The following is a 23413-nucleotide window of genomic DNA, read 5'->3' on the forward strand; positions in this document are numbered from 1 at the left end:
TAAATGGAGCCCTGCTTATCGCAGGCCTCCATTTTTTATAAAATTTTCTGAATATATATTGACAGAATGTTCACCGCCGTCGTACAATTAACTCAGCAAGACACAGATAAATAGAAATCAAAAACCACAGGGAGGTCTTTACAGATGAACAAGAAAGTAATCGCAACTCTCGTGCTCTCCTCGGTCGTCGCTTCCGCATTCGCAATGAACGCAGGTGCAGCACCGGACAAGCAAGTCATGAAGAACGAAAAAGGCGCAGTACACAACGTTGTCGGCAACCTCGGCAAAGTATCCGGCGCAACCGCTGAAGAAAAAGCATTCGCAGCTCTGGAGAAAGTCAAAGGCGACTTCGGCTTTGCAAAAGCTGACGGCAACTTCAAAGTAAAGAAATCGCATAAAGACGAAAACGGCACCAACCACACCAAGCTCGACCAAGTGATCAACGGCATCACCGTTTTCGGCCAACAAATGATCGTACATGAAGCGAACGGCACCGTCGAAGGCGTAACCGGCGACTTCAAAGCTCTGAAAGCAAACGCTGCAAAAGCGAAGCTGAACGAGAAAAAAGCGATCGACGCAGCTCTGGCGTCCGCGAACGTAGCATCCGATGCAGAATTTGCTGAAGCTCCGGTTGCGGAACTGGTTTACCTCCCGCAAGGCGACGCAGCAGTTCTGACCTATAAAGTATCCTTCTCCGCAATGGGTGAAGAAGCAGTGCGCGCTGACGTCTTCGTCGACGCAACCAACGGCTCGATCCTCAACACCATCAACAAAATCGAGCACGCAGCAGCTGTCGGCTCCGGCGTAGGCGTTCTGGGCGACACCAAGTCCCCGCTGAACACCAACAACGTATCCGGCACCTACTACCTCGAAGACCTGACCAAGCCGATGACCGGCATCATCCGCACCCGCGACATGAAAAACGGTACCTCGCGCATCTCCCCGATGACCGACACCGACAACGTTTGGAACACCACCTACCAACGCGCTGGCGTTGACGCTCACTACTACGCTGGCCAAGTCTTTGACTGGTACAAGTCCAACGTAAACCGCAACTCGATCGACGGCAACGGCATGAGCATCGAGTCCCTGGTTCACTACAGCAGAAACTACAACAACGCGTTCTGGAACGGCACCTACATGGTATACGGCGATGGCGACGGCACCACCTTCCGCGCATTCTCCGGCGCACTCGACGTTATCGCGCACGAACTGACCCACGGCGTCACCGAGCACACCTCGGGCCTGGTCTACCAAGACCAGTCCGGCGCTCTGAACGAGTCCTGGTCTGATGCACTGGGCGCAACCATCGACGGCAACGACTGGCTGATGGGCGAAGACCTCTGCATCCCGGGCGGCGGCTACACCGCATTCCGTTCCATGCAAGATCCGACCCTCTACGGCGACCCGGCTCACATGAACCAATACGTGAACACGACCGACGACAACGGCGGCGTACACACCAACTCCGGTATCCCGAACAAAGCGTTCTACAACGTTGCAACGGCAATCGGCTCCCGTACCGTCGCTGCAAAGATTTGGTACACCGCTTCCCGCGACTACATGACCTCCACCACCAACTTCTCCGGCGCACGTGCAGCGACCCTGCAAGCAGCAGCTGCTCTGTACGGCTCGGGCTCCGCAAACTACAACGCGGTAGCAAACGGCTGGTCCGCAGTAGGCGTATACTAATCCTTTCAAAATACCCGCGACTTCATGTTGCGGGTATTTTTTTATTGACAGAACATTTATATTTGTAATAAAATTTGAACAACAACAAAAAGGGGGTCATCATTGATGAACAAGAAAATGATCACAACGCTCGTCCTGTCTTCGCTGGTCGCATCTGCCTTTGCCATGAACGCCGGAGCAGCTCCGGACAAACAAGTCCTGAAAGACGAAAAAGGCTCCGTCCACACCGTCGCAGGTTCGCTTGGCAAAGTCTCCGGCGCGACGGCCGAAGAGCGCGCATTTGCCGCTCTGGAAAAAGTCAAAGGCGACTTCGGCTTCGACAACGCCAAGGCGAGCTTCAAAGTGAAAAAATCCCATAAAGACGAAATGGGCACCACCCACACCAAGCTCGACCAAACGATCAACGGCATCACCGTCTTCGGCGAGCAACTGATCGTCCACGAAGCGGACGGCAACGTGCAAGGCGTCACCGGCACCTTTGCCAAGGTGACCGCGAGTGCGAAAAAAGCCAACCTGAAAGCATCGGCTGCCATCGAGAAGGCGGTCGCTCACACCGGCTTCACCGGCGAGCTGATCGACGCTCCGACCGCTGAGTTGGTCTACCTCCCGCAAGGCGACACCGCCGTGCTCACCTACCTCATCGGCGTCTCCTACATGGGCGAGGAAGCAGGCAACTGGCAGATCTTCGTCAACGCGCTGGACGGCACCGTCGTCGACGCGATCAACAAGATCGAGCACGCAGGCAAACCGGGCGGCGGCAGCGGCTCCAACGCAGTCGGCTCCGGCACCGGCGTCCTCGGCGACAAAAAATCGATCAACACCACCTACCAAAACGGCACCTATTACCTGATCGACAACACCAAATTCATGGCAGCGAAAGGCGGCACCGTCACCACCAAATCGTACAACAACGGTTCCTCCACCATGTATGACATGACCGATGCCGACAACAACTACGCCGACGCCAACCAGCGCGCTGGTGTAGACGCGCACTACTACGCAGGCTTCACCTACGACTATTTCTACAACAAGCTCGGCCGCAACTCGTTTGACGGCAACGGCACGACCTTGCTCTCTGCTGTCCGCTACGGCGTCAACTACAACAACGCCTTCTGGAACGGAAGACAGATGACCTACGGCGACGGCGACGGTGTCAACTTCCGCGCGTTCTCCGGCGCGCTGGACGTCGTGGCGCACGAACTGGCGCACGGTGTCACCGACACGGCCTCCGGCCTCGTCTACCGCGACCAATCGGGCGCCTTGAACGAGTCGTTCTCCGACGCGATGGGCGCTGCGATCGAGGGTAGAAACTGGCTCCTTGGCGAAGACATCTGCCTGCCGGGCGGCTCCTACTCCGCGTTCCGCTCCATGTCCGATCCGAACGCATACGGCGATCCGGCTCACATGAGCGAGTATGTGAACACCTCGTCTGACAACGGCGGCGTGCACACCAACTCCGGCATCCCGAACAAAGCGTTCTACAACCTCTCGACCTCGGTCAACTCCCGTGACATCGCCGCGAAGATCTGGTACACCGCAAACCGCGACTACATGACCTCGCGCACCAACTTCTCCGGCGCACGCGCTGCGACGCTGCAAGCAGCGGCTGCTCTGTATGGCAGCGGCTCCACCCAGTACACCGCAGTCGCCAACTCCTGGAGCGCAGTCGGCGTCTACTAAGCCCAAAGACCCCTCTCATCGCGTGAGAGGGGTCTTTTTTATTACTTGAAACAAATTCTTAACAGGATTGACAGAATGATCACAATTCATATACAATTTACTCATACTCACAAATTAAAGGGAGGTCATCTGAATGAACAAAAAAATGATTGCCACGTTGGTTTTGTCCTCGCTCGTTGCTTCTGCTTTTGCTGTCAACGCCGGGGCTGCCCCTGACAAGCAGGTTCTGAAAGATGAGAACGGCCAGGTGCACACCGTTGTCGGCCAGCTCGGCAAAGTCTCCGGCGCAACCGCAGAAGAGCGTGCCCTGAACGCGCTCGACAAAGCGAAAGGCGAGTTTGGCTTTGACAAAGCGGCAGGCACCTTCAAAGTCAAAAAGTCGCACAAAGACGAAAACGGCACCACCCACACCAAGCTCGATCAAGTGATCAACGGCATCCCGGTGTTCGCGCAGCAAATGATCGTTCACGAGACGGAAGGCACGGTCGAAGGGATCACCAGCGGCTACCAAGCCCTGACGGCGAACACCGACAAAGCCCGCCTGAACGACAAAAAAGCGATCCAAGCAGCGCTCGCGTCCACCAACACCGCTTCCGATGCGGCCTTCACGCAAGCACCGGCTGCGGAACTGCTCTATTTCCCGCAAGGTGACCAAGCGATCCTTTCCTATAAAGTTTCCTTCGCCGCTGACGGCGAAACTCCGGTGCGCTACGACGTGTTTGTCAACGCGGTCGACGGCACCATCCTGAACACGATCAACAAAGTCGAACACACCGCAGCGGTCGGCACCGGCGTCGGCGTGGACGGCGTGACCAAGACCGGCCTGAACACCAACCTCAAGTCGGGCACCTACTACCTCGAAGACGTGTCCAAACCGATGACCGGCATGATCCGCACCCGCGACCTGAGAAACTCCACGTTCGGCTTCTTCATCTACAACATGACCGATGCGGATAACCACTGGGACGCTTCGACCCAACGCGCAGGCGTGGACGCTCACTACTACGCCGGCATGGTCTATGACTGGTACAAAAACAACGTCAACCGCAACTCGATCAACGACGCCGGCATGAGCCTCGAATCGCGGGTCCGTTACGGCAGCAAATACAACAACGCTTTCTGGGACGGCTCGCAAATGACGTACGGCGACGGTGACGGTGTCAACTTCCGCGCCTTCTCCGGCGCGTTGGACGTTGTGGCGCACGAATTGACGCACGGTGTCACCGAGTACACGTCCGGCCTCGTCTACCAAAACCAATCGGGCGCGCTGAACGAATCTTGGTCCGACGCCCTCGGCGCGACGATCGACAGCAACGACTGGCTGATGGGCGAAGACATCTGCCTGCCGGGCGGCACCTATACCGCGTTCCGCTCGATGCAAGATCCGACGCTCTACGGCGATCCGGCGCACATGAACGACTACATCAACACCACCGATGACAACGGCGGCGTGCACTCCAACTCCGGCATCCCGAACAAAGCGTTCTACAACTTTGCCACCGCCATCGGGTCCCGCAACAACGCGGCAAAAGTCTGGTACACCGCATCCCGCGACTACATGACCTCGTCGACCAACTTCTCCGGCGCACGCGCAGCCACTCTGCAAGCAGCATCCGCTCTGTACGGTTCGGGCTCCTCGACCTACACCGCTCTGCAAAACGCTTGGTCGGCAGTCGGCGTCTACTAGGACAGGAGGAGGCTCACCTCATGAAAAAACCGCTCCTGCTCACGCTGGCCGCCACGCTCGCCGTCACCCTGCTGGGTTCGACCGCGCACGCGGCGACCGGCACAGGCACAGGAGTGCTCGGTGACACCAAGTCGATCAACACCACGCTCAAATCGGGCACCTACTACTTGGAAGACCAGACCAAGTACATGTACACGCAAAAAGGTTCGTCGATCAACACCTACAACTACCGCAACGGCATCTCGGCCCAGTATTTCTGGACAGATGCGGACAACGTCTGGAACACGACGACGCAGCGGGCCGCCGTGGACGCGCACTATTACACGGGGCTTGTGTACGACTACCTCTACAACAAGCTCGGACGCAACTCCTACGACGGCAACGGCGCGCCGATGAACGTCGGCGTCCACTACTCCACCAACTACAACAACATCTTCTGGAACGGCAGCCAGTTGATCTGCGGCGACGGCGACGGCGTCACCTTCCGCCCGCTGTGCGGGGCGCTGGACATCGTGGCGCACGAGTGGTTCCACGCCGTGATCGACTATACGGCCGGGTTTGTCTACAACGGGCAGTCCGGCGCGCTGAGCGAATCGTGGGCGGACGCGTTTGGTGCCACGCTGGACAACAACGACTGGCTGATCGGCGAAGACGTCTATACGCCGGCCACAGCAGGTGACGCGGTGCGCTCCATGTCCAACCCGAACGCGTACGGCGACCCGGATCACATGGATGAGTACGTCACCACCACGGCTGACAACGGCGGCGTGCACACCAACTCCGGCATCCCGAACAAAGCGTTCTACAACTTCGCGACCTCGATTGGCTCGCGGGACATCGCGATGAAGATCTGGTACATCGCCCTGCGCGACTACATGACCTCCACCGCCACCTTCCACGACGCCCGCTTGGCCACCCTGGCGGCCTGCGCACAGCTCTACGGCAGCTCATCCACCTACTACACCCGCCTCGCCGAAGCTTGGACGGCAGTAGGCGTCCTGTAAACAGAAAAAAAGCAGACCCTTCGAGGTCTGCTTTTTTACATCATGCCCTTGACCCACTCCACCAGCTTGTACCCGAGGAAGATCCCGATAATGCCCAAAATCCCCGGTAGCGCCGGAGGAGCCGGCAACGGCAGTTTGAGCAACGTAAAGACCACACCCGCGACCAATCCGGTCACCAATGCCAACAACGAAATCTTCAAATCCACAAAGAAACCTCCTCCACGATCGGCTTCACGCAGACAGCATCTGTCATCCCGGACAGCTTTTCCTTCGCAGCAATTTGGGTCGCATCCACTGCGCCCTCGCCGCTACAGCACGGTCACGTCGACCCGCAGTTCCATCCGGCTCTTCTCGCCGGCCAGCCGGACGTTGTATACGGCCTCCAGATGCCCGCCCTGTTCGTTTAACGCGATGGCGAGGGCACTGGTGCGGGTCACCAGTTCAAACGTGCCGTACGGGGTTTTGTACGACCCGCGCTGCTCCTCGCCTTTGACCAGCACCTGCTTCATCACCGTCTCGCCTTGGCGGATCAGCGTCGCGTGCTTGCCTTCGATGCGCCACGAGGTCAGCGTCGAGCCAAGGCCCGCTTCTTCCCCTTCTCGGTAGACCACGTACAACGCATCTCCTTTCTGATAGAGATGCCCTTCTGCCTCATTTGTAAACGTCTGTTTGTCGCCGTTTTTTTGCCGCTGGCGGGACCAGACCTTCACATGGACCGGCCTTTTTTCACTCACGAGATACTCCTCCCAACAAAAACAACCCCGGTCTCCCGGAGTTGTTTTTTCGTATGCCTTTACTTCTTCGGCACGAGGCCGAGCAGCACTTCGCGCACGATCTTCGACGCGAGGATCTGCGTTTGCTCCGCCGGATCGTAGACCGGGGAAACTTCGACGAGGTCAAAGCCGACGATGTTGATGCCCGCCTCGCCCAGCAGTTGCAAGGACTTGAACAGCTCGCGGGCGGTGATGCCGCCTGCGTCGAGCGTACCGGTGCCCGGTGCTTCCGCCGGATCGACGACGTCGATGTCGATCGTCAGGTAGACCGGACGGCCCTTCAGTTCCTCGATGCGGGACTTCAGCGGCTCATACACATCGAACGGGTGGAAATTGGTGTTTTCACGCGCCCAGTGGAACTCCTCGCGGGTGCCGGAGCGAATGCCGAACTGGTAGACGTTTTTCGGGCCGACGATGTCGCACGCCTTGCGCAGCACCGCTGCGTGGGAGTACGGCTCGCCTTCGTAGTCTTCGCGCAGATCCGCATGCGCGTCAAACTGCACGACCGCCAGATCCGGGTACTTCTCCGCCATCGCGCGGATCGGACCCCAGGAGACGAGATGCTCGCCGCCAAGACCCAGCGGGAACTTGCCATCTGCCAGCAGATCGCGGACGTACTCATAGATCTGCTCGACCGACTTTTGCGGGTTGCCGAACGCCAGCGGCACATCGCCGGCGTCAAAGTAGCTCACCTCTTCGAGGTGGCGATCCAGATACGGGGAGTACTCCTCCAGCAGGATCGACACTTCGCGGATGCGCTGCGGGCCGAGGCGGGTGCCGGCGCGGAAGGAGACCGTCCAGTCCATCGGCATGCCGTAGATGACCACGTCCGCCTCGTCATATTCAGATGTCGAACCGATGAACTCGCGGCCGCTGTAGGCCGGGTCGTGCTTCATCCGATGGTGCGCCATTATTTCAACAGCTCCTGAACAAATTTCGGCACGGTGAAGACCGTTTTGTGCATCGCTTTGTGATAGTATTTCGTGCCTTCCGGTTCGATCAGTTTCGCTTCATCGACTTCCAGCGGATCGTATTTCTTGGAGCCCATCGTCCAGGACCACAGGCCGGACGGATAGGTCGGGATCGAGCCGGTGTAGTAGCGGGTCACCGGGTAGATCGACGCGATGTCCTTGAAGACGCGGGTGATCAGATCGGCGTTGAAGAACGGCGACTCGGTTTGCGCGACCATGATGCCGTCTTCCTTCAGCGACTCGTAGATGCCTTGGTAGAAGTCGCGTGCGAACAGACCGACAGCCGGGCCGACCGGCTCGGTGGAGTCGACGAGGATGACGTCAAAGGTGTTCTTGTTGTCATGGATGTACTGGATGCCGTCCACGACTTGCACGTCCACGCGCGGATCGTCGAGCTTGCCCGCGATCTCCGGCAGATACTGCTTGGACACCTCGATGACGCGGCCGTCGATCTCCGCCAGCACAGCGCGCTCGACAGACGGGTATTTCAGGATCTCGCGGATCGCGCCGCCGTCACCGCCGCCTACGACCAGCACTTGCTTCGGGTTCGGGTGGGTGTTCATCGCGAGGTGGGTGATCATCTCGTGGTAGACAAACTCATCTTTGTCGGTGGTCATGACCATGCCGTCGAGGACGAGCATCTTGCCCCATTGAAGGGTTTCGATCAGGTCGATGCGTTGAAATTCCGATTGCTCGGTGTGGATCGTGTTTTCGATCTTGGCGGTGATGCCGTAGTTTTCCGTCTGTTTCTCGGTGTACCAGAGTTCCATGCGTGGGAATCCTCCTCTTATTTGTCTCTATGAAAATTGGACATGTTTGCTAACGATGACATAACGCTACGTATTATACCAAATGCGGTCAAAAAATAAACCGTTTTTTGGTTGTTTCTTCGCTTTTTTCGGTATGATTGTCAAAAGCGAAGATCATACTGGTCTGGTAGGAAACTTCTGGAGGTTGTACAGCATGAAAACACCGAATCTGGAACATCTCGAAGAACAGCCCGCTCGCCCCAAACGAAAGATGTGGTTTTGGAACGCGCTCGTCATCCTGCTCGTCGGGATGTTGGCGTCCGGTGCGTTTTTCTGGCTCTATTTGCAGTATGCCCCGCTGCCGCCCAACGATATTGCGAACACGTCCAAACTGTTCGCCAGCGACGGTGCGGTGCTGACCGACCTCGTCGAAGGCGGAGAGAACCGGGTTAAAGTGTCGCTGCAGGACGTGCCGCAGTCGCTGGTCGACGCCACGCTCGTCACCGAAGACCGCACGTTTTACGACCACCGCGGCTTTTCCCCGATCGGCATCGCCCGTGCACTCTGGGTCGATCTCAAATCGGGCTCCGTCGTGGAAGGCGGCTCGACGATCACGCAACAGCTCGCAAAAAACCTGTTCCTCTCCCACGACCAGACGGTGCAGCGCAAACTGCGGGAAGCGATGCTAACCTTGCAATTGGAACTGAACTATTCCAAGGACGAGATCCTTGAACAATACCTCAACGTGATCTACTACGGCTACGGCGCGTACGGGATCGAGATGGCGGCTCAGACCTATTTTGACAAGCCTGCCAAAGACCTCACCCTCGCTGAGAGCGCGATGCTGGCCGGCATACCGAAAGGGCCGACCTACTACTCCCCGTTCGCCGACTTGCAAAAAGCCAAGGAACGCCAACGGATGATCCTCGGCATGATGCAGGAGAGCGGCCGGATCACCGAGGCAGAGGCGCAACAGGCGTTTGCGGAAGAATTAAAATTTGCCCAGCAAAAAACGCCGTCCGGCAAAGCGCCCTACTTCACCGACTTCACCTCATGGCAGTTGAAAAACTCCTACAAGATCTCGGAAGAAGACCTCTACCGGGGCGGCTTGAAGATCACCACCACGCTCGACCCCGGCATGCAGGCGGCCGCCGAACAGGTCGTCGCCGAACAGTTGAAAGACTACCCGGAAGCGTCCGGCCTGCAAGTGTCCCTGATCGCGATGGACCCGAACAGCGGCGCGATCAAAGCGATGGTCGGCGGCCGCAACTACGGGACGAGCACCTACAACCGCACGCTCGCCAAACGGCAGCCCGGCTCCGCGTTCAAACCGTTCGTCTACCTGACCGCCCTGCACAACCGCTACACCCCGGCGACCCGGATCAAGAGCGAGCCGCGCGAGTTTACCTATGACGACGACACGGGCGAGCCGAAAACGTACAAAGTCCACAACTTCGCCGACCACTACGCGAACAGCTTCATCACGCTGCGGCAGGCCATCGCCACCTCCGACAACGTCTACGCCGTCACCACCAACATGGACGTCGGCCCGGACAAAGTCATGACCACCGCCGGGCTGCTCGGCATCGAGAGCACGATGAAGCCCTACCCGTCGCTGGCGCTCGGCACCTTCCCCGCCTCGCCGATCGAGTTGGTACGCGCCTACGCCGCCCTCGCCAACGGCGGCTACCGGGTGGAGCCGCACACGGTCGCGCAGATCGAAAACTCCTACACTGGCGATACGCAGCGGTTCGACGGTCAACGCCGATCGATCATCGAGCCGGGCGTCGCCTTCGTGCTCACTGATCTGATGAAATCGGTGTTTGACGATCCGCAAGGCACCGGCTACCGGGTCAAGCACATGCTCGGCGGCCGTCCGGTGGCAGGCAAGACCGGCACCACCGACACCGATGCGTGGATGATCGGTTACACCCCGGACCTCGTCACCGCCGTCTGGGTCGGCTACGACAAAGACCAGTTGCTCTCGCCGAAAGAGTCGCATCTGGCCGCTCCCCTCTTCGCCGATTTCATGAGCCGGGCGCACGAGTCGATCCCGGTCCGCGACTTCCCGGTGCCGACCGGCGTCGTCGAAGGGATCATCGATCCGACGACCGGCCAGCTGGCCACCGAAAATTGCCCGGTGCGTCAACGGGAATACTTCATCGAAGGCTCCGAGCCGGTCGAGTACTGCGAGGAGCATCCGTCCCTGACCGGCACGATCAAAAACGCCGGCGAAAAAACAGAGTCGGGCCTGCGCTCGTTCTTCGATTGGTTCACCGGAAAAGACAAATCACAATAAACTGGATCACTTGCAAAAACGGCGGGCTTTCGAGCCCGCCATTTGCTTGACCGTCGATAAGGCGGGGAGTATTGTTAGAAGTATCAGATAGGAGGGAACACCACTATGTCATTCGGACTGTCCGAACGAGTGAAAAACATTGCACCTTCCCCAACGCTTTCTATCGACACCAAGACCAAAGCGATGATGGCAGAAGGCATCGACGTGATCAACCTTTCCGTGGGTGAGCCCGACTTTGGCACCCCGGAGATCGCCACCGAGGCAGGCAAAGCTGCCATCGACGCACAATTTACCAAATACACCGCCGTCCCCGGCATCGTCGAGCTGCGCAACAAGATCGCAGCGAAACTGAACGAGTGGCACGGACTCGACTACACCGCCGACGACATCCTCGTCTCCTCGGGCGCGAAGCACTCGCTGTACAACGCCTTCATGGCGCTGTGCAACCCGGGCGACGAAGTGATCCTCCCGGCTCCCTACTGGGTCTCCTATCCGGAGATGATCGCTCTCGCCGAAGCGACTCCGGTCGTGATCGCGACCGACGAATCGACCGGATTCAAGATCACCCCGGAGCAGTTGCAACAGGCGATCACGCCGAAAACGAAAGTCCTGCTCCTCAACTCGCCGAGCAACCCGACCGGCGCCGTCTATACCAAAGAGGAACTGGCCGCGCTCGCGGAGGTGATCACCGGTCACGAGTTCTACGTGATCTCCGACGAGATCTACGACCAACTCGTCTATGACGTGGAGCAAGTCTCCATCGCGACCTTCCCGGGTATGAAAGAGCGCACCATCCTCATCAACGGCTTCTCGAAAGCCTACTCGATGACCGGCTGGCGCGTCGGCTATCTGGCGGGCGACCGCGCGGCCGTCAAAGCGATGACCTCGTTCCAGAGCCACACCACCGCCAACCCGGCCTCGATTTCACAAAAGGCCGCCCTCGCCGCCCTCGATCACATCGACGAAGCGATGGTGCCGGAGTTCCGCTGGCGTCGCGACTACGTGCTGGAGCGCCTCGCCGCCATGCCGCACGTCTCCTGCGACACGCCGGACGGCGCGTTCTATGTCTTCCCGAACTGTGCCGCCACCTTCGGCAAATCGTACCAAGGCCACCGGATCGAGAAGAGCGACGACTTTGCCGCTCTGCTGCTCGAATACGCCAAGATCTCGCTCGTGCCGGGCACAGGATTTGGCGCGCCGAACAACTTCCGCATCTCCTACGCCACCTCCCGCGACAACCTCGCCAAAGCGATGGACCGCCTGGAAGCGTTCCTCAAAGAACTGGTCTAACCGCAAAAAAGCACCCCGCTCTCACAGCGGGGTGCTTTTTTGTCAGTCGTTGAGCAGATTCATGATGTCGCTGTACACTTCCTCGACCGGCATGCCTTCGCCCATCTTGTACGTTTTGCGAATGTTGTTCTTTTCGTCGACCAACTGCAGCGACGTCACGGAATGGGTGAACGTGCCGTCCGCCTCTTTCTGCACATAGACGCCAAAGTCTTCGGCCGCCTTTTTGGTCTGTTCTTCCGTCCCGGTCAGGAGCAGCCAGCCGGACGGATCGATCCCGAGGCGGTTTGCATACTCGCGGATCACGTCAGGCGTGTCATTTGTCGGATCGAACGTGATCGACACAAACTCGACCTCCGTGCCAAACAACCCTTTTTCCTTCAATCGGTTCTGGATCTGCACCATGTTGGCGGTCGTCACCGGGCAGATGTCCGGACATTTCGCATAATAAAACTCCACCAGCCGCACCTTGCCCGCGTGCTCGTGGAACGACACCTGTTCCCCGTTCAGCGTCTGCAACTGAACATCAGGCGCCCGGTCGGAGATCGGCAGGCGCGTATACCCCCACCAGAACCAATACACCAGACCGCCGATCAATATCAAAGCGAGCAGCCCGGCTGTCACCGGAAACCACGCGCGTCGCAACACGTTCATCTCTTCTCCTCCTCATGACCCGGCCACTCTCCCGCGGCTGTTACTGCTGTTTCGCCAGCCACCCGGCCAACTCGCGGATCTGGCCTTGCTCCAGACGCCCTTCAAACGCCGGCATCCCGGTACCGCCCTTGGCGATCCGCTGTTCGATCGCCGCCGCATCCAGTTTGGCTCCGATGTTCGCCAGCGCCGGGCCGGAGCGGCCCTGCAAGCCATCGCCGTGACATCCGCTGCAGTTGCTCGCGTACAACTTCGCCGCCGGGCTGTCTGCCTCCACCAGCGGCTTGGCAGGCGCCTTCTCGCCGCACCCGACCACCATCGCTGCCACAGCCACCGCAACGGCTGCCAGCGGGATCTGCCATCCTTTTCTCATCACGATTCCCTCCTGACTTACTCGCTCACTTCCACCGTCACCGTCGGCATCTGGTGCAGTTCGCTCGTTGTCGTATGAATTTGCACCTCATAACGGCCGCCCTTGGCAAATTGCGTTGCGGCTTTGTACGAGCCGTCTCCGGCTGCTGTCGCCTGCACCGTTTCATGCGGGCCGTCGCCCTGCCAGATCTCCAGCTCGACGTCCGCATCCGTGACAGGCTCTTCCCCCGCTTTGACAGAGGCGATCAGTTCGGTCTTCTCTCCGACTCGCGGTGCTTCGGGCTCCGTTTGCAAGGTGATCGTTAGTTTTTGCGGTTGGACCGCCTTATGATTCATATGCTCGTCCTTTGGCTGCGCACCGCACCCGGTGGTGAGCGCTGCGGCAAGACCGAGCGTCAGGATATAGACGATTGTTCTGTTCATCGTAAACTCCTCCCTCCACCAGTCTAGTACGTTGCGGCAAGAATGCCCATAGCCCGGACTGGCCAAACCCCGCTTGTTCAAAAAACGGACAAAAAGACCGCCGCTCTCACAGCGGGGGTCTTTTCCATGCTTTCTTGCGCATCCTTACTCGTCCCGGCCGTCGTAGCAGCCTTCCGTCCCGTGGAGATTGCCGTGCGGGTCGGCAAACACACCGTCGTTGTTCAAGGTGATCATCCCTGCCTGATTCAACTCGTCGAGCACCTCAAACAGACTCTCGCGCTTGTCTTCCGGCAGGTTGCGGATGTAGTCGTTGATCTGCCCGGCCGGGGCGTTCTGCGTGAAGTGGACCCCGCCGTGGCGGGCAAAGCGATCCGGTTGCAGGTCAGCTTTTCTGGTCATTCTTCATCCCTCCCCTGTAGGCTCGTGTGTAGTGTCTCCGCCGCCCAATTGAGCTATCCGCCCACACGGGCGCCGATGCTTTTCCATATGTTGTAGCGAGAACTCCCCAAGGCCGGAGGTGTCCCAGAATGGGTTCACGCAAAAGAAAGAAACAGAAAATCCATGACATCACACTCGTCGCCGCCGACTTGAAAGTCCCGGCGAAGACCAAAAAGAAACGACCGTCCCGCCCTGCCAAACCGCGCTCAAAAAAACCGCCGCTCCCCGGCGGCGCATCCTTTCCGAGCTTTCAACTGCCGAGCCCCAAAAGCCCGACGTTCTACGACGACTCCGTCCGGGCCATCGCCAACCTGCGCAATCTCTGCAAACAGTGCATCGGCTACGTCTCCCGCGCCGATCAGCTCTTCGACGGGCTGCACGGCGTCGGTTCCCAACTCCATCAAGCGGGCGTGCTGCCCAAGATCGCCGGAGGTAAATTCAAAGACCTGACGAGCAACGAATGGACCGCCGTCCTGATGGCGTTGCTCAACTCCCCGCTCTCCGGCTTCCTGCTCGGCGGCGGCGCACCGGAAGAGACGAAAAACGAGAAAGGAGACGGATCTGATTGATCCGCCTCCTTTTTTCCTGCATGTCCGTTCATTCCGGCAGAAAAAAACTGCTAGCCCTCTTGCGGGGCCAGCAGCCAGAGCAACACAAAGATGATCAGAAACGCCAAGGCAAACCGCATAAACCGGTCGTGGCCGACCGATGGCGCGGGCGTCGCCGGGACCGCCGGAGCGGCCGCTGCGAGTGCTTCTGCCGATTGGCGGGAGCGGCGTCTGCGCGTGCGACCCATCCGGCTCCCTCTCTCAGTCTTTCGGCTTCAGGAGTTTTTTCATCTCTTTGACCGTTGCGTCGTCGACCTTGCCTTTGCCGTATTTGCTGACCAGATCTTCGACGTTGGCGTTCGGTTTGCCGCCTTTGGTCGCGTCTTTATAAGCTTTCATAAACGCATCGAGGCGTTCCTCGCTGACCGGTATCTTCAAGGTCTGAGCAAACTTTTTCGCCATGTCGCGCACGGAGTCTGCATCTTTCCACTGATCAGGCGTGGTCTTCTGCACCTGGCTCAACATGCCGAGCAGACTGCCTTTGTTGACGTTTTTCAACTTCTCTTTCAGTTGATCGCCGGCACTTTGCGTAGCTTTCGGCGCAGCTTGTTTCGGCGTTCCGCTCTGCGGCTTCTTCCCTTTTCTCGCCATGATCCTTCCCCCTCCTCACTCGCTGAATCCCTATCAGTGTATGGACGGGAGGGGGAGTCGGTCACAGCTTGCAGGGCCTATTTTACAATTGGAACTTGTACACGAGGTCTTGCAGTTTGGTCGCCATGTCGGACAGTTGCTGGGCCGACATATGGACTTCTTCCATCGACGCGGTCTGCTCTTCCACCGCCGCGTTGACCTCCTGTGACTGCGAGGCAAATCCTTCAGCGATCTCGACGATCCGGTCGACCGAGCCGACCATCTGGCCGGTGCCGACCGCCATCTGCTCCGACGCGGCGGAGACAGACTGCACCTGCGACGTGATCGTCTGCACTTCGTCGATGATCTGGGCAAACACGCCCCCGGCCTGCTGGAACACACCATGTCCGCGTTTCATGCCGTCCATGCCGTCTTGCACCTGCGTGACGACCGTGTCGGTGACCAGTTGGATCTCGTGGATGCGGTCGGTGATCTGCTGCGCCGCCGATGCCGACTGCTCGGCCAGCTTGCGCACCTCGTCGGCGACCACGGCAAAGCCGCGGCCCGCTTCCCCGGCCCGGGCTGCCTCGATGGCTGCGTTGAGCGCGAGCAGGTTGGTCTGTCCCGCGATCTGCGTGATCAGGTCGACGATCTCGCCGATCTCCTGCGATTTGGTCCCGAGCACGCCGACAGACTCGGCCGTCTCACTGACCCGGTTGTACACCTCGTCCATCGTGTGGATCGCTTCCTGCATAAAGGTGCGGCCGCTCTCCGCCTGCTGTGCGGATACGGTCGCTCGTGCCGATACGTCCTGCACGTTGGAGGAGATCTGCTGCACGCCGACGGTGAGTTCCCCGATCACGTGCGACGTCTCGGTGATGCGCGTCGTCTGCTCCTGTGAGCCGGTCGCGATCTGCTCCACCGAGCGGGCGATGTGCTCGCTCGCCTGCGCCGTCTGATCGGCACTGACCATCAGTTGATCGGATGACGCAGCCAGTTGCGAGGAGGTCATCGCCACCTCGGTGAGCAACTCGCGCATGCCGACCAGCATCTGATTGAACGAGCGGGACACGCGGCCGACCTCGTCACCCGCATCGTTTTCGCTGTGCACACTCAGGTCGCCCTGTTCGGCGCGGTGCATCAACTCTTCCAGTTGCCCCAGATATTTCGTGACCGAGACGGCGACCAAGTACGCCACCCCCACAGCCACCGCCAGCGCGATCACGCCGACGATCAGCATCGTCTTCTGAATACCCCCGAGCGTCGACTGCACCTCGTCGGTATACAGCGTACCCGACAGCCTCCAGCCGGTGTTTTCGAGAACCTGATAGATCATCAGTTTCTCACGACCGCCGTCCTCCTCATAAAATCGGCCGCTCGTCGGCTGATTGGAATCATAGAGGCGGTCGATCGCGGGACCCGCCTCCATCGGTTTGCCGAGCAGGCTCTCATCCGGCGGGTAGGCGATGATGTTGCGTGCGTCATCGAGCAGCATCGCATAGCCTTCCGTGCCGAACTCCGTCTTCTTGATCATCTCGCTGATCTGCTGGAGTTCAAACTCGATGGCCACGACGCCGGTCACTTGACCTTTCGCGTCTTTCAACGTCGTCGAGAGCGAGATCACGTGATGGCCGTTTTTCGTCTGGAACGGGCTGGACCACTGCATCGTGCCCGGACTTTTGGCCGCCAACTCATACCAAGGACGCGGACGCGGGTCATAGCCATCAGGGATCTGCGCTTGCGGATAGATGATAAATTTTCCGTCGGCCGTGCCCACATACGCTTCGACCGTATCGGGGTGCGTTTTGATAAAGCTCTCCAGATCGCGCAACAACGCCTTGCGCTCCGTTTCCGTACCGGTCTTCGTCAACGACTCACGGGTCGCAAGCCAGGCCAGCGACGCTTCCCCTTCTGCCGTCATCGCATCCAGCGAGTCCTTCACGGTGAGCAGCGCGTGATCCGCTTCCTTCACTTGATCGGATTCCAACAGATCGGACACCTGCAGATTGACGATCACGCTCAAAGCCGTGAGCGGCACCACGATCAAAAGCACGAAATACAGCATCAGACGACTGCGAAGAGACAGGTCTCTCCAGCGTTTCTTTTTCATCATGCCCCTCCTTTAATAACAATAAAGACCCATCCGTAAAACCACAATAAAACTATTATAAGATATCTACCCCTTGATTTCTAGAAGTAAATCCACTTTTAATTAAAATAAATTCAGTCCAGAGTGTGGAGTCGCACTTTACTCTTGAAAAAACTTCCCTTTTTCCGACAGTTTCCAACATACATCGGACACAGCCGGAGAGACTACCAAACAGGGAGGTGCGACCATGAACTTGACCCAGGTGTATCGCTTCATCGAGCGGATGAACCTGCTCACCGCCGTACTCGTCGTGTTTTTGCTCCACCTCGTGCTCTATCTCGTCCTGAACACCGATGATTGGTTGCTCGCCACCGTCTCCGCCACCGCGACATATGCGCTGGTGTTTGCGCTGGCCAAAACGTATGTACGCAAAAAAAGGGGCGTTCGCTGAGAACGTCCCTTTTTGCTTACAGCGCGATGCCTCTGTTTCCCAGCACCTCGTTTGTGTACGAGCGCACCGAGTCGAGAATGCGAAACGCCTGTTCATAATCGTTTTGTTTGACATACAACGTCGACAACTCCTGCATCGTATCGCCCCACTCGCCGACCTCTTCCGACTGGGCAAAGCGGTCGGCCGCCGCGATGTACCGCTGGATCGCCTGTTGCTCCTCGTCCCGCTCCATGTTGACGCGGGCGAGCACGCGGTTGATCCGCGCTTGGTACAGATGCGTCTCCGGCAGCAAAACGCGGGCTTGCATGCACGCCTCTTCCGCTTCCGGCAGCCGCCCTTCCCGGTGGCAGAAGGCCGCATACTCGACCAGCGCCGCCGCCGTGTCCTCCGGCTTGCCGAAGTGGCGCAGTTTGGCGATCGCCGTGCGGAACATCGCCTCCGCCTCTTGACTCTGTCCCGACTGGCTGTAGCGCGTCGCGCACTCGATCTGGTGCTGGAGCATCAGGAGCAGGTTGTCCAGCCCTTCGAAGACGGAGATCGCCTTGCCTGAGTACTCCATCGATTTCTCCACCTGATCGGTCATTTGATAGGCCAGCCCGAGCCCGAGGTAGACCTGCCCGATCTCCTGCATCGAGCCGACCAGTTCATACAGCCTCCGCGCTTGTTCATAGCTTTCCACCGCCAGCTCCGGCTTGTTCAGCTTGATGTGGGCTTGGCCGAGGGAGTCGTGCAACGACCCGCGCAGACGCAAAACCGGCTCGGGCAGTTTCGCTTCTTCCTGCAACGCTTTCGTCCAGAGATAGACGGCCAGCGGGTAGCGCTGGCGATTGAATTCCAACTGTCCGAGGCTTTTCAGCGTCAGAGCCGACAGCCGCTCGTTTTGTTCGATCAACGCATATTCCTGCACCTGAGTCAGCATCTGTTCCGCTTCTTCAAATTGCCCGGTGTGGGTCAGACACTCACCCAGTTCGCGCTGCAAATCCATCCGCTGTTCTTTGCTGCGCGGCGTGGAGAGCAGCGTGCGCAGGAGCGGCACGGCCGGCACGTAGTCTTTGCTGGCGACCATCGCCTTGACCATCTTGTAAGCGCTGACTTGGTCGAGGTTCATCTCCACATCATTCAACAGTTCATCGGTCGTCACACCCAGTCGTTCCGCGATCGCATGCAGCATCTTGTACGAAGGCTTGGCTCGATCCGACTCAATCTGCGAGATCATGCTCGGCGTACACAGCCCCTTGGCGAGGTCGATCTGCGTCACGCCCTTTTTCACACGCAAGGCACGGAGCCTTTTCCCTAATGAACACATCATCAGTCCATCCACCCTTCCTCTAAATCTCTATAACCTTATACTAAATCCTCCATTCACAAATTGGCATAATTTACACATACTTCATACTACAGCAATCTTTCTGTCGCAAGAATTACTATAAATATAAAAACCCTCCCGCACAACGAGGTTCGGGAGGTATGCTTCCGCTTTAATCTAGAACAATGATACCGGCAGGGCCGATTGGCACCTGAACCGCCTCTTGGCCAACAGACTCCGTGAACCTGGTGAACAATGAAACCCCCAAAGCAACGACTACCATAATGGCCAAAAATTTTTTCATTATAAATCCCCCTCGTCTAATAGGTCTGAGCTAGGTGAATGAATGCTCTTCGCGAGTTTGTAATACTTCATGAACGAATGAGCATCACCCAAACTTTGATAATGACTCATTAGAAATTCACAGGTCAACCGATGAATCAAACGATCCGTACTCGGGTCGGAAATCAAATTTTCGGCCTCGGCAATGTCCTGTTTGGCGTACACCAACAGGAATTGAAAGCGAGACTTTAAATCTGGATACCCGTCTAGATCATCAGAATTTGACTCAATCAGTTTTATCGCATTCTTGATGTCACCCAATTTCAGCAGGACCTTGACATACTCTTTCACCGCAACCTTAAAAAATCCAGCCTCGTCTGCCAAATTTACCATCGCTTGCTCCAGCAGATCTCTTGCCCGAACGTAGTTTTTCCCTCGGAACTCGAAATCTGCAGCATTGACTTGAGCGCGGCCTATCTTATCTTTAAAGTTTGTCTGCATTAAACACTCTAAGGAACGGTAGATGAATTGCCCCTCCAATTCATTTTCCAGGAAATAGCGGGCGATCGTCGCTCGTGAATACATGATACTGCCCATCCGTTCCATGTCCGCCTCAAACACAGGTTCGATGCGATTCAAAATTTCTGATAATTTAGAGAATTCTTTCCGTTCCGTTAACGTAACAGTCAAGTTGTTCAAAACTGCATAGAGCGGTCCCGCATCGCCATAGCGATGTTCGATCTTTTCAGCATAAGTCAGGGCCTGCAACCATGCCTGATGAGCTTCGTTCGTATCACCGATGAGAAAATACGCTTGTCCGAGCAGGTTATACGCCACACAACGTTCGGTACTCCCAAGCGCGACGGCCGCAATTCCCTGAGCCAGACCAAATGCCCGCTTCGGATTTACCCTGGATCGGAGCAATTGTCGCAGTTCAGCAAGGTCGTCTTTCGTGTCTTCCTGTTTCAGCCGTTCCACACTGATTTTAAACCCTGCTGCGATTTTCTCCAGTTCAGAAGGCGTCATGTGCCGTTCACCGGAGATCATGCGACCCAGCATATCCTTCGAGATGCCAATTCTCCCGCCAAATGCCCGCAGAGAATAAGACGAACCGCGCTCTTCCATGATTTCGCTGATTCGCTGTCCGATCGACAAATCACCATATGTGTATGTGTTTGATTTTTCTATCACACCCATAACCCTTTACCTCCACGCGAGCAAGGAGTTGGTAATATATATGATTCCACAAACCTGATTATACACTTGTCATGGTTACAAGTACATATTTTCTTAACAATCAAAGGAAGATCTTTTCTAATTTTAGATTATCCAAAAGGGTCTCTACGTAGCGCACATCTTTTTTGGCAATCGTCAACAGAATCGCCAGTTTCCCTCTTAAACTGTCTTGTCCGTCGACCCGCAGCCCAAGATATAGCTCCTCCGCGATCTTGGCAGCCTGTTCATGCTCACCTAGCTTGAGGAGTACTTTGACGTAATCCATCAATGCAATTTGTACTGCGAGTCCATCCGCCTCTAAATGTACGACCGCACTCTCCAGCAACATTTTTGCCGCTTCGTAGTTTCCCTCTTTAAATTCATGATAGCTCAGGTTCACTTCAGCCCGTCCTATTTTCAGTGGAATATTGGTCTGACGCAGATAATCCAATGATCGGCGTGAGCACTCCCCATACAATTCTACTTCTCCCCTATGTGAATGAAGAATGGCTTTCGAATAATAAAGCGCACCCATATACTCTGGATTATTCTGAAACATTTCCATCGCATGGTCTATCAATCTAGCGAGCTCCTCAAACTCTTTTCTCTCCGTCATAGTTACGATCTGATTACTAAGCACTCTATGATACACATCAGATTGCTGATATTTTCTCTCCAATTGTTCCGCATACGTCAGAGCCTCACGCCACGCGTGATGCGCCCCGTCCAGATCTCCCGCGTTAAACAGAGCATAGCCCAATCTGTCATACGCCTGGCATTTTTCCGAGATCCCGACCGCCACGTCCACCAACTCTTGAGCGAGCAGAATCGCGCGCTTTTTGTTTTGGAGGGACTTGAGCAGACTTTCGAGCTCGACAGACTGACTGTTCGTGTCCTCCTGCTTCAGCCGCTCCACGCTCAGTTTGAGACCGTCCGCGATCTTGGCCAGCTCGGCCCGCGAGATCGGGCGTTCTCCGTCGATCATCCGCTTCAATGTGTCCTTGCTGATCCCGATCCTTGCGCTGAATGCCCGCAAAGAAAAGGCTCTCCCCCGCTCCTCCAAGATCTCGCCGATTCTCCGTCCGATGGGTATCATGAGTTCTGATCCGCCTCCCTGCCACCATTATACAAAAAAGGACCAAGCCGCGGGCTCAGTCCCTTTTTATATACCACCAAAATACAGGTGCTTGATCCCCCAATGCGCCTTTCTCTTCTCCGATGCGACATCATCGGTGCCCTCTTCCACTTCCATCGGCGAGATCGATTGATAACCCATTGCCAACGCGATGGTCACGCAAACCAAACAGATTGTCCACCTGAAGCCTCTCAAAGAGGTCCCTCCTTGCACGCTCCCCCGTTCTTCACTTATTATAGCTCCCTGCAGTCCGCTCTCCCCGTCTTTACACGCACTCTGTGCGCCACGTTTTGTTTCTGTCGCACAAAAACTTCACGCCGATTCCGCTTCTTGTTTTTCTCCGAGCACCTGTTTTTTGATCGCGAGGTTGGTGCGACGCATCTCGAGGGAGGAAGCGATGGCGGCCAGCACCATCCCGCCACCGTAGAGGCCGCCGCCGATCATGCCGACGAGGACGTAGTCTTGGCCAAAGTAGCCGCCGACGAGGATGCTCAGGGCGCACAGAGCGAGCAGAGCGTGCGTGACCTGCTTCCACTGGTAGGCGGAGAGTTGCAGCACCCAACCGACCGGGCCGCTCCTCCGATGGCCGCTCAACGGCCCGCGCAGACGGAGACTTCGTTCCGTCCGCTCCCGTTCCGCCGCCTGTTCCTCGCCCCTTTTACGCGACCGGAGCAGGAACAGCGCATAGAGGATCGGGTGCGGCAACAAAATCACGACAAACGCCCCGTAGTTGCCAAAATTGAACACCTCCGCAATCGACTCAAACGACAGCAACGTCAACAGCAAGATCAACCAGATCAGGTGCCGCGAAAACAGTTGGCTTTGCGTCTTCTTCGTAAACGAGGCGAGAGTCGCCAACGCCGCATGCATGATATACACACCTTTCAGAAAGAACGCCGGCAGCCAGACGCTGAAGATCACCATTTCCATCCGGTCCAAAAAGTCGGTGATCTGGATCTGCTCGACGAGCAGAAAGCTCGGATAGAGCGTCTTCCCCGCGACGGTCGGCCCGAGGATCGTCACGCTGAGAAACAACAGAACGGTCAAGGCAAGTCCCGTCAGCGTCACACCGTGTCGCACAGCCGCCCGCAGTTGCGCCGGGTTGGACACCATGTGCAGATAAGCACCGACCAGAAAAATGTCGCCGTACCAGCCCAGTGCGAGGATGTTGCCTTTCATCACCATCGAGTAGCCCGTCCCGAGCACCGGCTGCAAACGGGAAAAACTGAACTCGTTGGTGAGCATCAGCGGCAATGTGAACAGCAAGAGCAGAAACAACGGAAACATCAGATCATTGACGCGGGCGGCCACCTCCACCGACGTCGAACAATAGTAGATCATCACGAACGCCAACAGCAGCAGAATGATTTCGATCGGTGTCTTGGGCAACAGGGTCGTGTTCATAAAGTCGCCAAACACGCTGAGGTAGCGGATCAGCATAAAACCGAGTTGGAGCAAGAAAACGAGGTTGATCAGCCCGCCGAACCAACGCCCGAAGAGCAAGAAGGAGATCTCGAATAAGTTTTTCCCCGGAAAACGAAACGCCATCGTGTAGAAAAACCAAGCGACCATCATCCCGTAGATCACGCCGCCCAGTTCGGCAAACCACGCATCGACCTTGGACAGTTCGGTGATCGATTTGTTCAACGAGGTCACCCCGCTTGCGATCAGTACCACCGCCACAAGCCAGGCGATCTGCCTATGGTTGAGCATCTCCTTTTGCTGCATGGC

The 23413-nt window shown here is 57.3% G+C and carries 24 protein-coding genes; 8 read left to right on the forward strand and 16 right to left on the reverse strand.

What is annotated here, in order from left to right; genetic code table 11:
* Positions 1-144 precede the first annotated feature (144 nt).
* The 4 genes from OS242_RS06710 (at position 145) to OS242_RS06725 (ending at position 6063) form a co-directional block, all read left to right on the forward strand.
* The gene (locus tag OS242_RS06710; protein ID WP_267150885.1) at positions 145-1692 is read left to right on the forward strand and encodes a M4 family metallopeptidase; all 1548 of its coding nucleotides are present in this window, start codon (positions 145-147) and stop codon (positions 1690-1692) included.
* Positions 1693-1797: 105 nt separating this feature from the next.
* Positions 1798-3372: a M4 family metallopeptidase gene (locus tag OS242_RS06715; protein ID WP_267150886.1), complete on the forward strand. Its 1575-nt coding sequence runs from the start codon at positions 1798-1800 to the stop codon at positions 3370-3372.
* Between the two features lie 133 nt (positions 3373-3505).
* Positions 3506-5059 (forward strand): M4 family metallopeptidase, encoded by a 1554-nt coding sequence (locus tag OS242_RS06720; RefSeq protein ID WP_267150887.1) that lies wholly within the window; start codon positions 3506-3508, stop codon positions 5057-5059.
* A gap of 20 nt (positions 5060-5079) precedes the next feature.
* A complete protein-coding gene (locus tag OS242_RS06725) occupies positions 5080-6063 on the forward strand; it encodes a M4 family metallopeptidase (RefSeq protein ID WP_267150888.1) in 984 nt (327 codons plus the stop codon).
* Positions 6064-6098: 35 nt separating this feature from the next.
* Here OS242_RS06725 and OS242_RS06730 read toward each other — a convergent pair whose 3' ends face one another.
* The 4 genes from OS242_RS06730 to speE all read right to left on the reverse strand — a co-directional run bounded on the left by OS242_RS06730 (position 6099) and on the right by speE (position 8577).
* Positions 6099-6263, reverse strand: coding sequence for a DUF1427 family protein (locus OS242_RS06730; RefSeq protein ID WP_267150989.1), 165 nt, complete (start codon positions 6261-6263; stop codon positions 6099-6101).
* Positions 6264-6371: 108 nt separating this feature from the next.
* Positions 6372-6797 carry a DUF1934 domain-containing protein gene (locus OS242_RS06735; RefSeq protein ID WP_267150889.1) on the reverse strand — a complete coding sequence of 142 codons (426 nt, stop codon included), beginning with the start codon at positions 6795-6797 and terminating at the stop codon, positions 6372-6374.
* A 59-nt stretch (positions 6798-6856) separates the two neighbouring features.
* Entirely contained in the window at positions 6857-7732 is an 876-nt protein-coding gene (speB, locus tag OS242_RS06740) for an agmatinase (protein ID WP_267150990.1), read from the reverse strand.
* A gap of 14 nt (positions 7733-7746) precedes the next feature.
* Entirely contained in the window at positions 7747-8577 is an 831-nt protein-coding gene (gene speE, locus OS242_RS06745; protein ID WP_267150890.1) for a polyamine aminopropyltransferase, read from the reverse strand.
* A gap of 193 nt (positions 8578-8770) precedes the next feature.
* Here speE and OS242_RS06750 point away from each other — a divergent pair, with 193 nt between their 5' ends.
* Together OS242_RS06750 and OS242_RS06755 are read left to right on the forward strand one after the other, a co-directional pair.
* Positions 8771-10855 carry a transglycosylase domain-containing protein gene (locus tag OS242_RS06750; RefSeq protein ID WP_267150891.1) on the forward strand — a complete coding sequence of 695 codons (2085 nt, stop codon included), beginning with the start codon at positions 8771-8773 and terminating at the stop codon, positions 10853-10855.
* Positions 10856-10960: 105 nt separating this feature from the next.
* Entirely contained in the window at positions 10961-12145 is a 1185-nt protein-coding gene (locus OS242_RS06755; RefSeq protein WP_267150892.1) for a pyridoxal phosphate-dependent aminotransferase, read from the forward strand.
* 42 nt (positions 12146-12187) lie between these two features.
* Here the strand turns inward: OS242_RS06755 and OS242_RS06760 are convergent, their stop codons facing one another.
* The 4 genes from OS242_RS06760 to OS242_RS06775 form a co-directional block, all read right to left on the reverse strand.
* Positions 12188-12796, reverse strand: a complete 609-nt coding sequence (locus OS242_RS06760; RefSeq protein WP_267150893.1) for an SCO family protein — start codon at positions 12794-12796, stop codon at positions 12188-12190.
* Positions 12797-12836: 40 nt separating this feature from the next.
* The gene (locus OS242_RS06765) at positions 12837-13166 is read right to left on the reverse strand and encodes a c-type cytochrome (protein ID WP_267150894.1); all 330 of its coding nucleotides are present in this window, start codon (positions 13164-13166) and stop codon (positions 12837-12839) included.
* Between the two features lie 17 nt (positions 13167-13183).
* Positions 13184-13588: a FixH family protein gene (locus OS242_RS06770; protein WP_267150895.1), complete on the reverse strand. Its 405-nt coding sequence runs from the start codon at positions 13586-13588 to the stop codon at positions 13184-13186.
* Positions 13589-13732: 144 nt separating this feature from the next.
* Complete coding sequence (locus OS242_RS06775) at positions 13733-13987, reverse strand: hypothetical protein (protein WP_267150896.1); 255 nt, start codon at positions 13985-13987, stop codon at positions 13733-13735.
* 128 nt (positions 13988-14115) lie between these two features.
* Here OS242_RS06775 and OS242_RS06780 point away from each other — a divergent pair, with 128 nt between their 5' ends.
* Complete coding sequence (locus OS242_RS06780; protein WP_267150897.1) at positions 14116-14595, forward strand: hypothetical protein; 480 nt, start codon at positions 14116-14118, stop codon at positions 14593-14595.
* Positions 14596-14645: 50 nt separating this feature from the next.
* Here OS242_RS06780 and OS242_RS06785 read toward each other — a convergent pair whose 3' ends face one another.
* The 3 genes from OS242_RS06785 to OS242_RS06795 form a co-directional block, all read right to left on the reverse strand.
* The gene (locus tag OS242_RS06785) at positions 14646-14822 is read right to left on the reverse strand and encodes a hypothetical protein (RefSeq protein WP_267150898.1); all 177 of its coding nucleotides are present in this window, start codon (positions 14820-14822) and stop codon (positions 14646-14648) included.
* Between the two features lie 13 nt (positions 14823-14835).
* Positions 14836-15225, reverse strand: coding sequence for a hypothetical protein (locus tag OS242_RS06790; protein WP_267150899.1), 390 nt, complete (start codon positions 15223-15225; stop codon positions 14836-14838).
* 82 nt (positions 15226-15307) lie between these two features.
* Positions 15308-17314: a methyl-accepting chemotaxis protein gene (locus OS242_RS06795; protein ID WP_267150900.1), complete on the reverse strand. Its 2007-nt coding sequence runs from the start codon at positions 17312-17314 to the stop codon at positions 15308-15310.
* A gap of 226 nt (positions 17315-17540) precedes the next feature.
* Here OS242_RS06795 and OS242_RS06800 point away from each other — a divergent pair, with 226 nt between their 5' ends.
* Positions 17541-17744 (forward strand): hypothetical protein, encoded by a 204-nt coding sequence (locus OS242_RS06800; protein ID WP_267150901.1) that lies wholly within the window; start codon positions 17541-17543, stop codon positions 17742-17744.
* A 16-nt stretch (positions 17745-17760) separates the two neighbouring features.
* Here OS242_RS06800 and OS242_RS06805 read toward each other — a convergent pair whose 3' ends face one another.
* The 5 genes from OS242_RS06805 to OS242_RS06825 form a co-directional block, all read right to left on the reverse strand.
* Positions 17761-19053 carry a helix-turn-helix domain-containing protein gene (locus tag OS242_RS06805; RefSeq protein WP_323372916.1) on the reverse strand — a complete coding sequence of 431 codons (1293 nt, stop codon included), beginning with the start codon at positions 19051-19053 and terminating at the stop codon, positions 17761-17763.
* A gap of 300 nt (positions 19054-19353) precedes the next feature.
* Positions 19354-20529, reverse strand: coding sequence for a helix-turn-helix domain-containing protein (locus tag OS242_RS06810; protein WP_267150902.1), 1176 nt, complete (start codon positions 20527-20529; stop codon positions 19354-19356).
* A 100-nt stretch (positions 20530-20629) separates the two neighbouring features.
* Positions 20630-21643, reverse strand: a complete 1014-nt coding sequence (locus OS242_RS06815) for a helix-turn-helix domain-containing protein (protein WP_267150903.1) — start codon at positions 21641-21643, stop codon at positions 20630-20632.
* A gap of 66 nt (positions 21644-21709) precedes the next feature.
* The gene (locus OS242_RS06820) at positions 21710-21850 is read right to left on the reverse strand and encodes a hypothetical protein (protein WP_267150904.1); all 141 of its coding nucleotides are present in this window, start codon (positions 21848-21850) and stop codon (positions 21710-21712) included.
* A gap of 144 nt (positions 21851-21994) precedes the next feature.
* Complete coding sequence (locus tag OS242_RS06825) at positions 21995-23410, reverse strand: GerAB/ArcD/ProY family transporter (RefSeq protein ID WP_267150905.1); 1416 nt, start codon at positions 23408-23410, stop codon at positions 21995-21997.
* Between the last annotated feature and the right edge of the window lie 3 nt (positions 23411-23413).

The sequence above is a fragment of the Tumebacillus lacus genome, from assembly GCF_026410385.1.
Classification (GTDB): Bacteria; Bacillota; Bacilli; order Tumebacillales; family Tumebacillaceae; genus Tumebacillus; species Tumebacillus lacus.

Excerpts from the sequence above, each read along its gene's own strand:
- OS242_RS06710 (WP_267150885.1), top strand. The coding sequence starts at position 145 with ATGAACAAGAAAGTAATCGCAACTCTCGTGCTCTCCTCGGTCGTCGCT.
- OS242_RS06715 (WP_267150886.1), top strand. The coding sequence starts at position 1,798 with ATGAACAAGAAAATGATCACAACGCTCGTCCTGTCTTCGCTGGTCGCA.
- OS242_RS06720 (WP_267150887.1), top strand. The coding sequence starts at position 3,506 with ATGAACAAAAAAATGATTGCCACGTTGGTTTTGTCCTCGCTCGTTGCT.
- OS242_RS06725 (WP_267150888.1), top strand. The coding sequence starts at position 5,080 with ATGAAAAAACCGCTCCTGCTCACGCTGGCCGCCACGCTCGCCGTCACC.
- speB (WP_267150990.1), bottom strand. The coding sequence starts at position 7,732 with ATGAAGCACGACCCGGCCTACAGCGGCCGCGAGTTCATCGGTTCGACA.
- speE (WP_267150890.1), bottom strand. The coding sequence starts at position 8,577 with ATGGAACTCTGGTACACCGAGAAACAGACGGAAAACTACGGCATCACC.
- OS242_RS06750 (WP_267150891.1), top strand. The coding sequence starts at position 8,771 with ATGAAAACACCGAATCTGGAACATCTCGAAGAACAGCCCGCTCGCCCC.
- OS242_RS06755 (WP_267150892.1), top strand. The coding sequence starts at position 10,961 with ATGTCATTCGGACTGTCCGAACGAGTGAAAAACATTGCACCTTCCCCA.
- OS242_RS06760 (WP_267150893.1), bottom strand. The coding sequence starts at position 12,796 with ATGAACGTGTTGCGACGCGCGTGGTTTCCGGTGACAGCCGGGCTGCTC.
- OS242_RS06765 (WP_267150894.1), bottom strand. The coding sequence starts at position 13,166 with ATGAGAAAAGGATGGCAGATCCCGCTGGCAGCCGTTGCGGTGGCTGTG.
- OS242_RS06770 (WP_267150895.1), bottom strand. The coding sequence starts at position 13,588 with ATGAACAGAACAATCGTCTATATCCTGACGCTCGGTCTTGCCGCAGCG.
- OS242_RS06775 (WP_267150896.1), bottom strand. The coding sequence starts at position 13,987 with ATGACCAGAAAAGCTGACCTGCAACCGGATCGCTTTGCCCGCCACGGC.
- OS242_RS06780 (WP_267150897.1), top strand. The coding sequence starts at position 14,116 with ATGGGTTCACGCAAAAGAAAGAAACAGAAAATCCATGACATCACACTC.
- OS242_RS06785 (WP_267150898.1), bottom strand. The coding sequence starts at position 14,822 with ATGGGTCGCACGCGCAGACGCCGCTCCCGCCAATCGGCAGAAGCACTC.
- OS242_RS06790 (WP_267150899.1), bottom strand. The coding sequence starts at position 15,225 with ATGGCGAGAAAAGGGAAGAAGCCGCAGAGCGGAACGCCGAAACAAGCT.
- OS242_RS06795 (WP_267150900.1), bottom strand. The coding sequence starts at position 17,314 with ATGAAAAAGAAACGCTGGAGAGACCTGTCTCTTCGCAGTCGTCTGATG.
- OS242_RS06800 (WP_267150901.1), top strand. The coding sequence starts at position 17,541 with ATGAACTTGACCCAGGTGTATCGCTTCATCGAGCGGATGAACCTGCTC.
- OS242_RS06805 (WP_323372916.1), bottom strand. The coding sequence starts at position 19,053 with ATGATGTGTTCATTAGGGAAAAGGCTCCGTGCCTTGCGTGTGAAAAAG.
- OS242_RS06810 (WP_267150902.1), bottom strand. The coding sequence starts at position 20,529 with ATGGGTGTGATAGAAAAATCAAACACATACACATATGGTGATTTGTCG.
- OS242_RS06815 (WP_267150903.1), bottom strand. The coding sequence starts at position 21,643 with ATGATACCCATCGGACGGAGAATCGGCGAGATCTTGGAGGAGCGGGGG.
- OS242_RS06825 (WP_267150905.1), bottom strand. The coding sequence starts at position 23,410 with ATGCAGCAAAAGGAGATGCTCAACCATAGGCAGATCGCCTGGCTTGTG.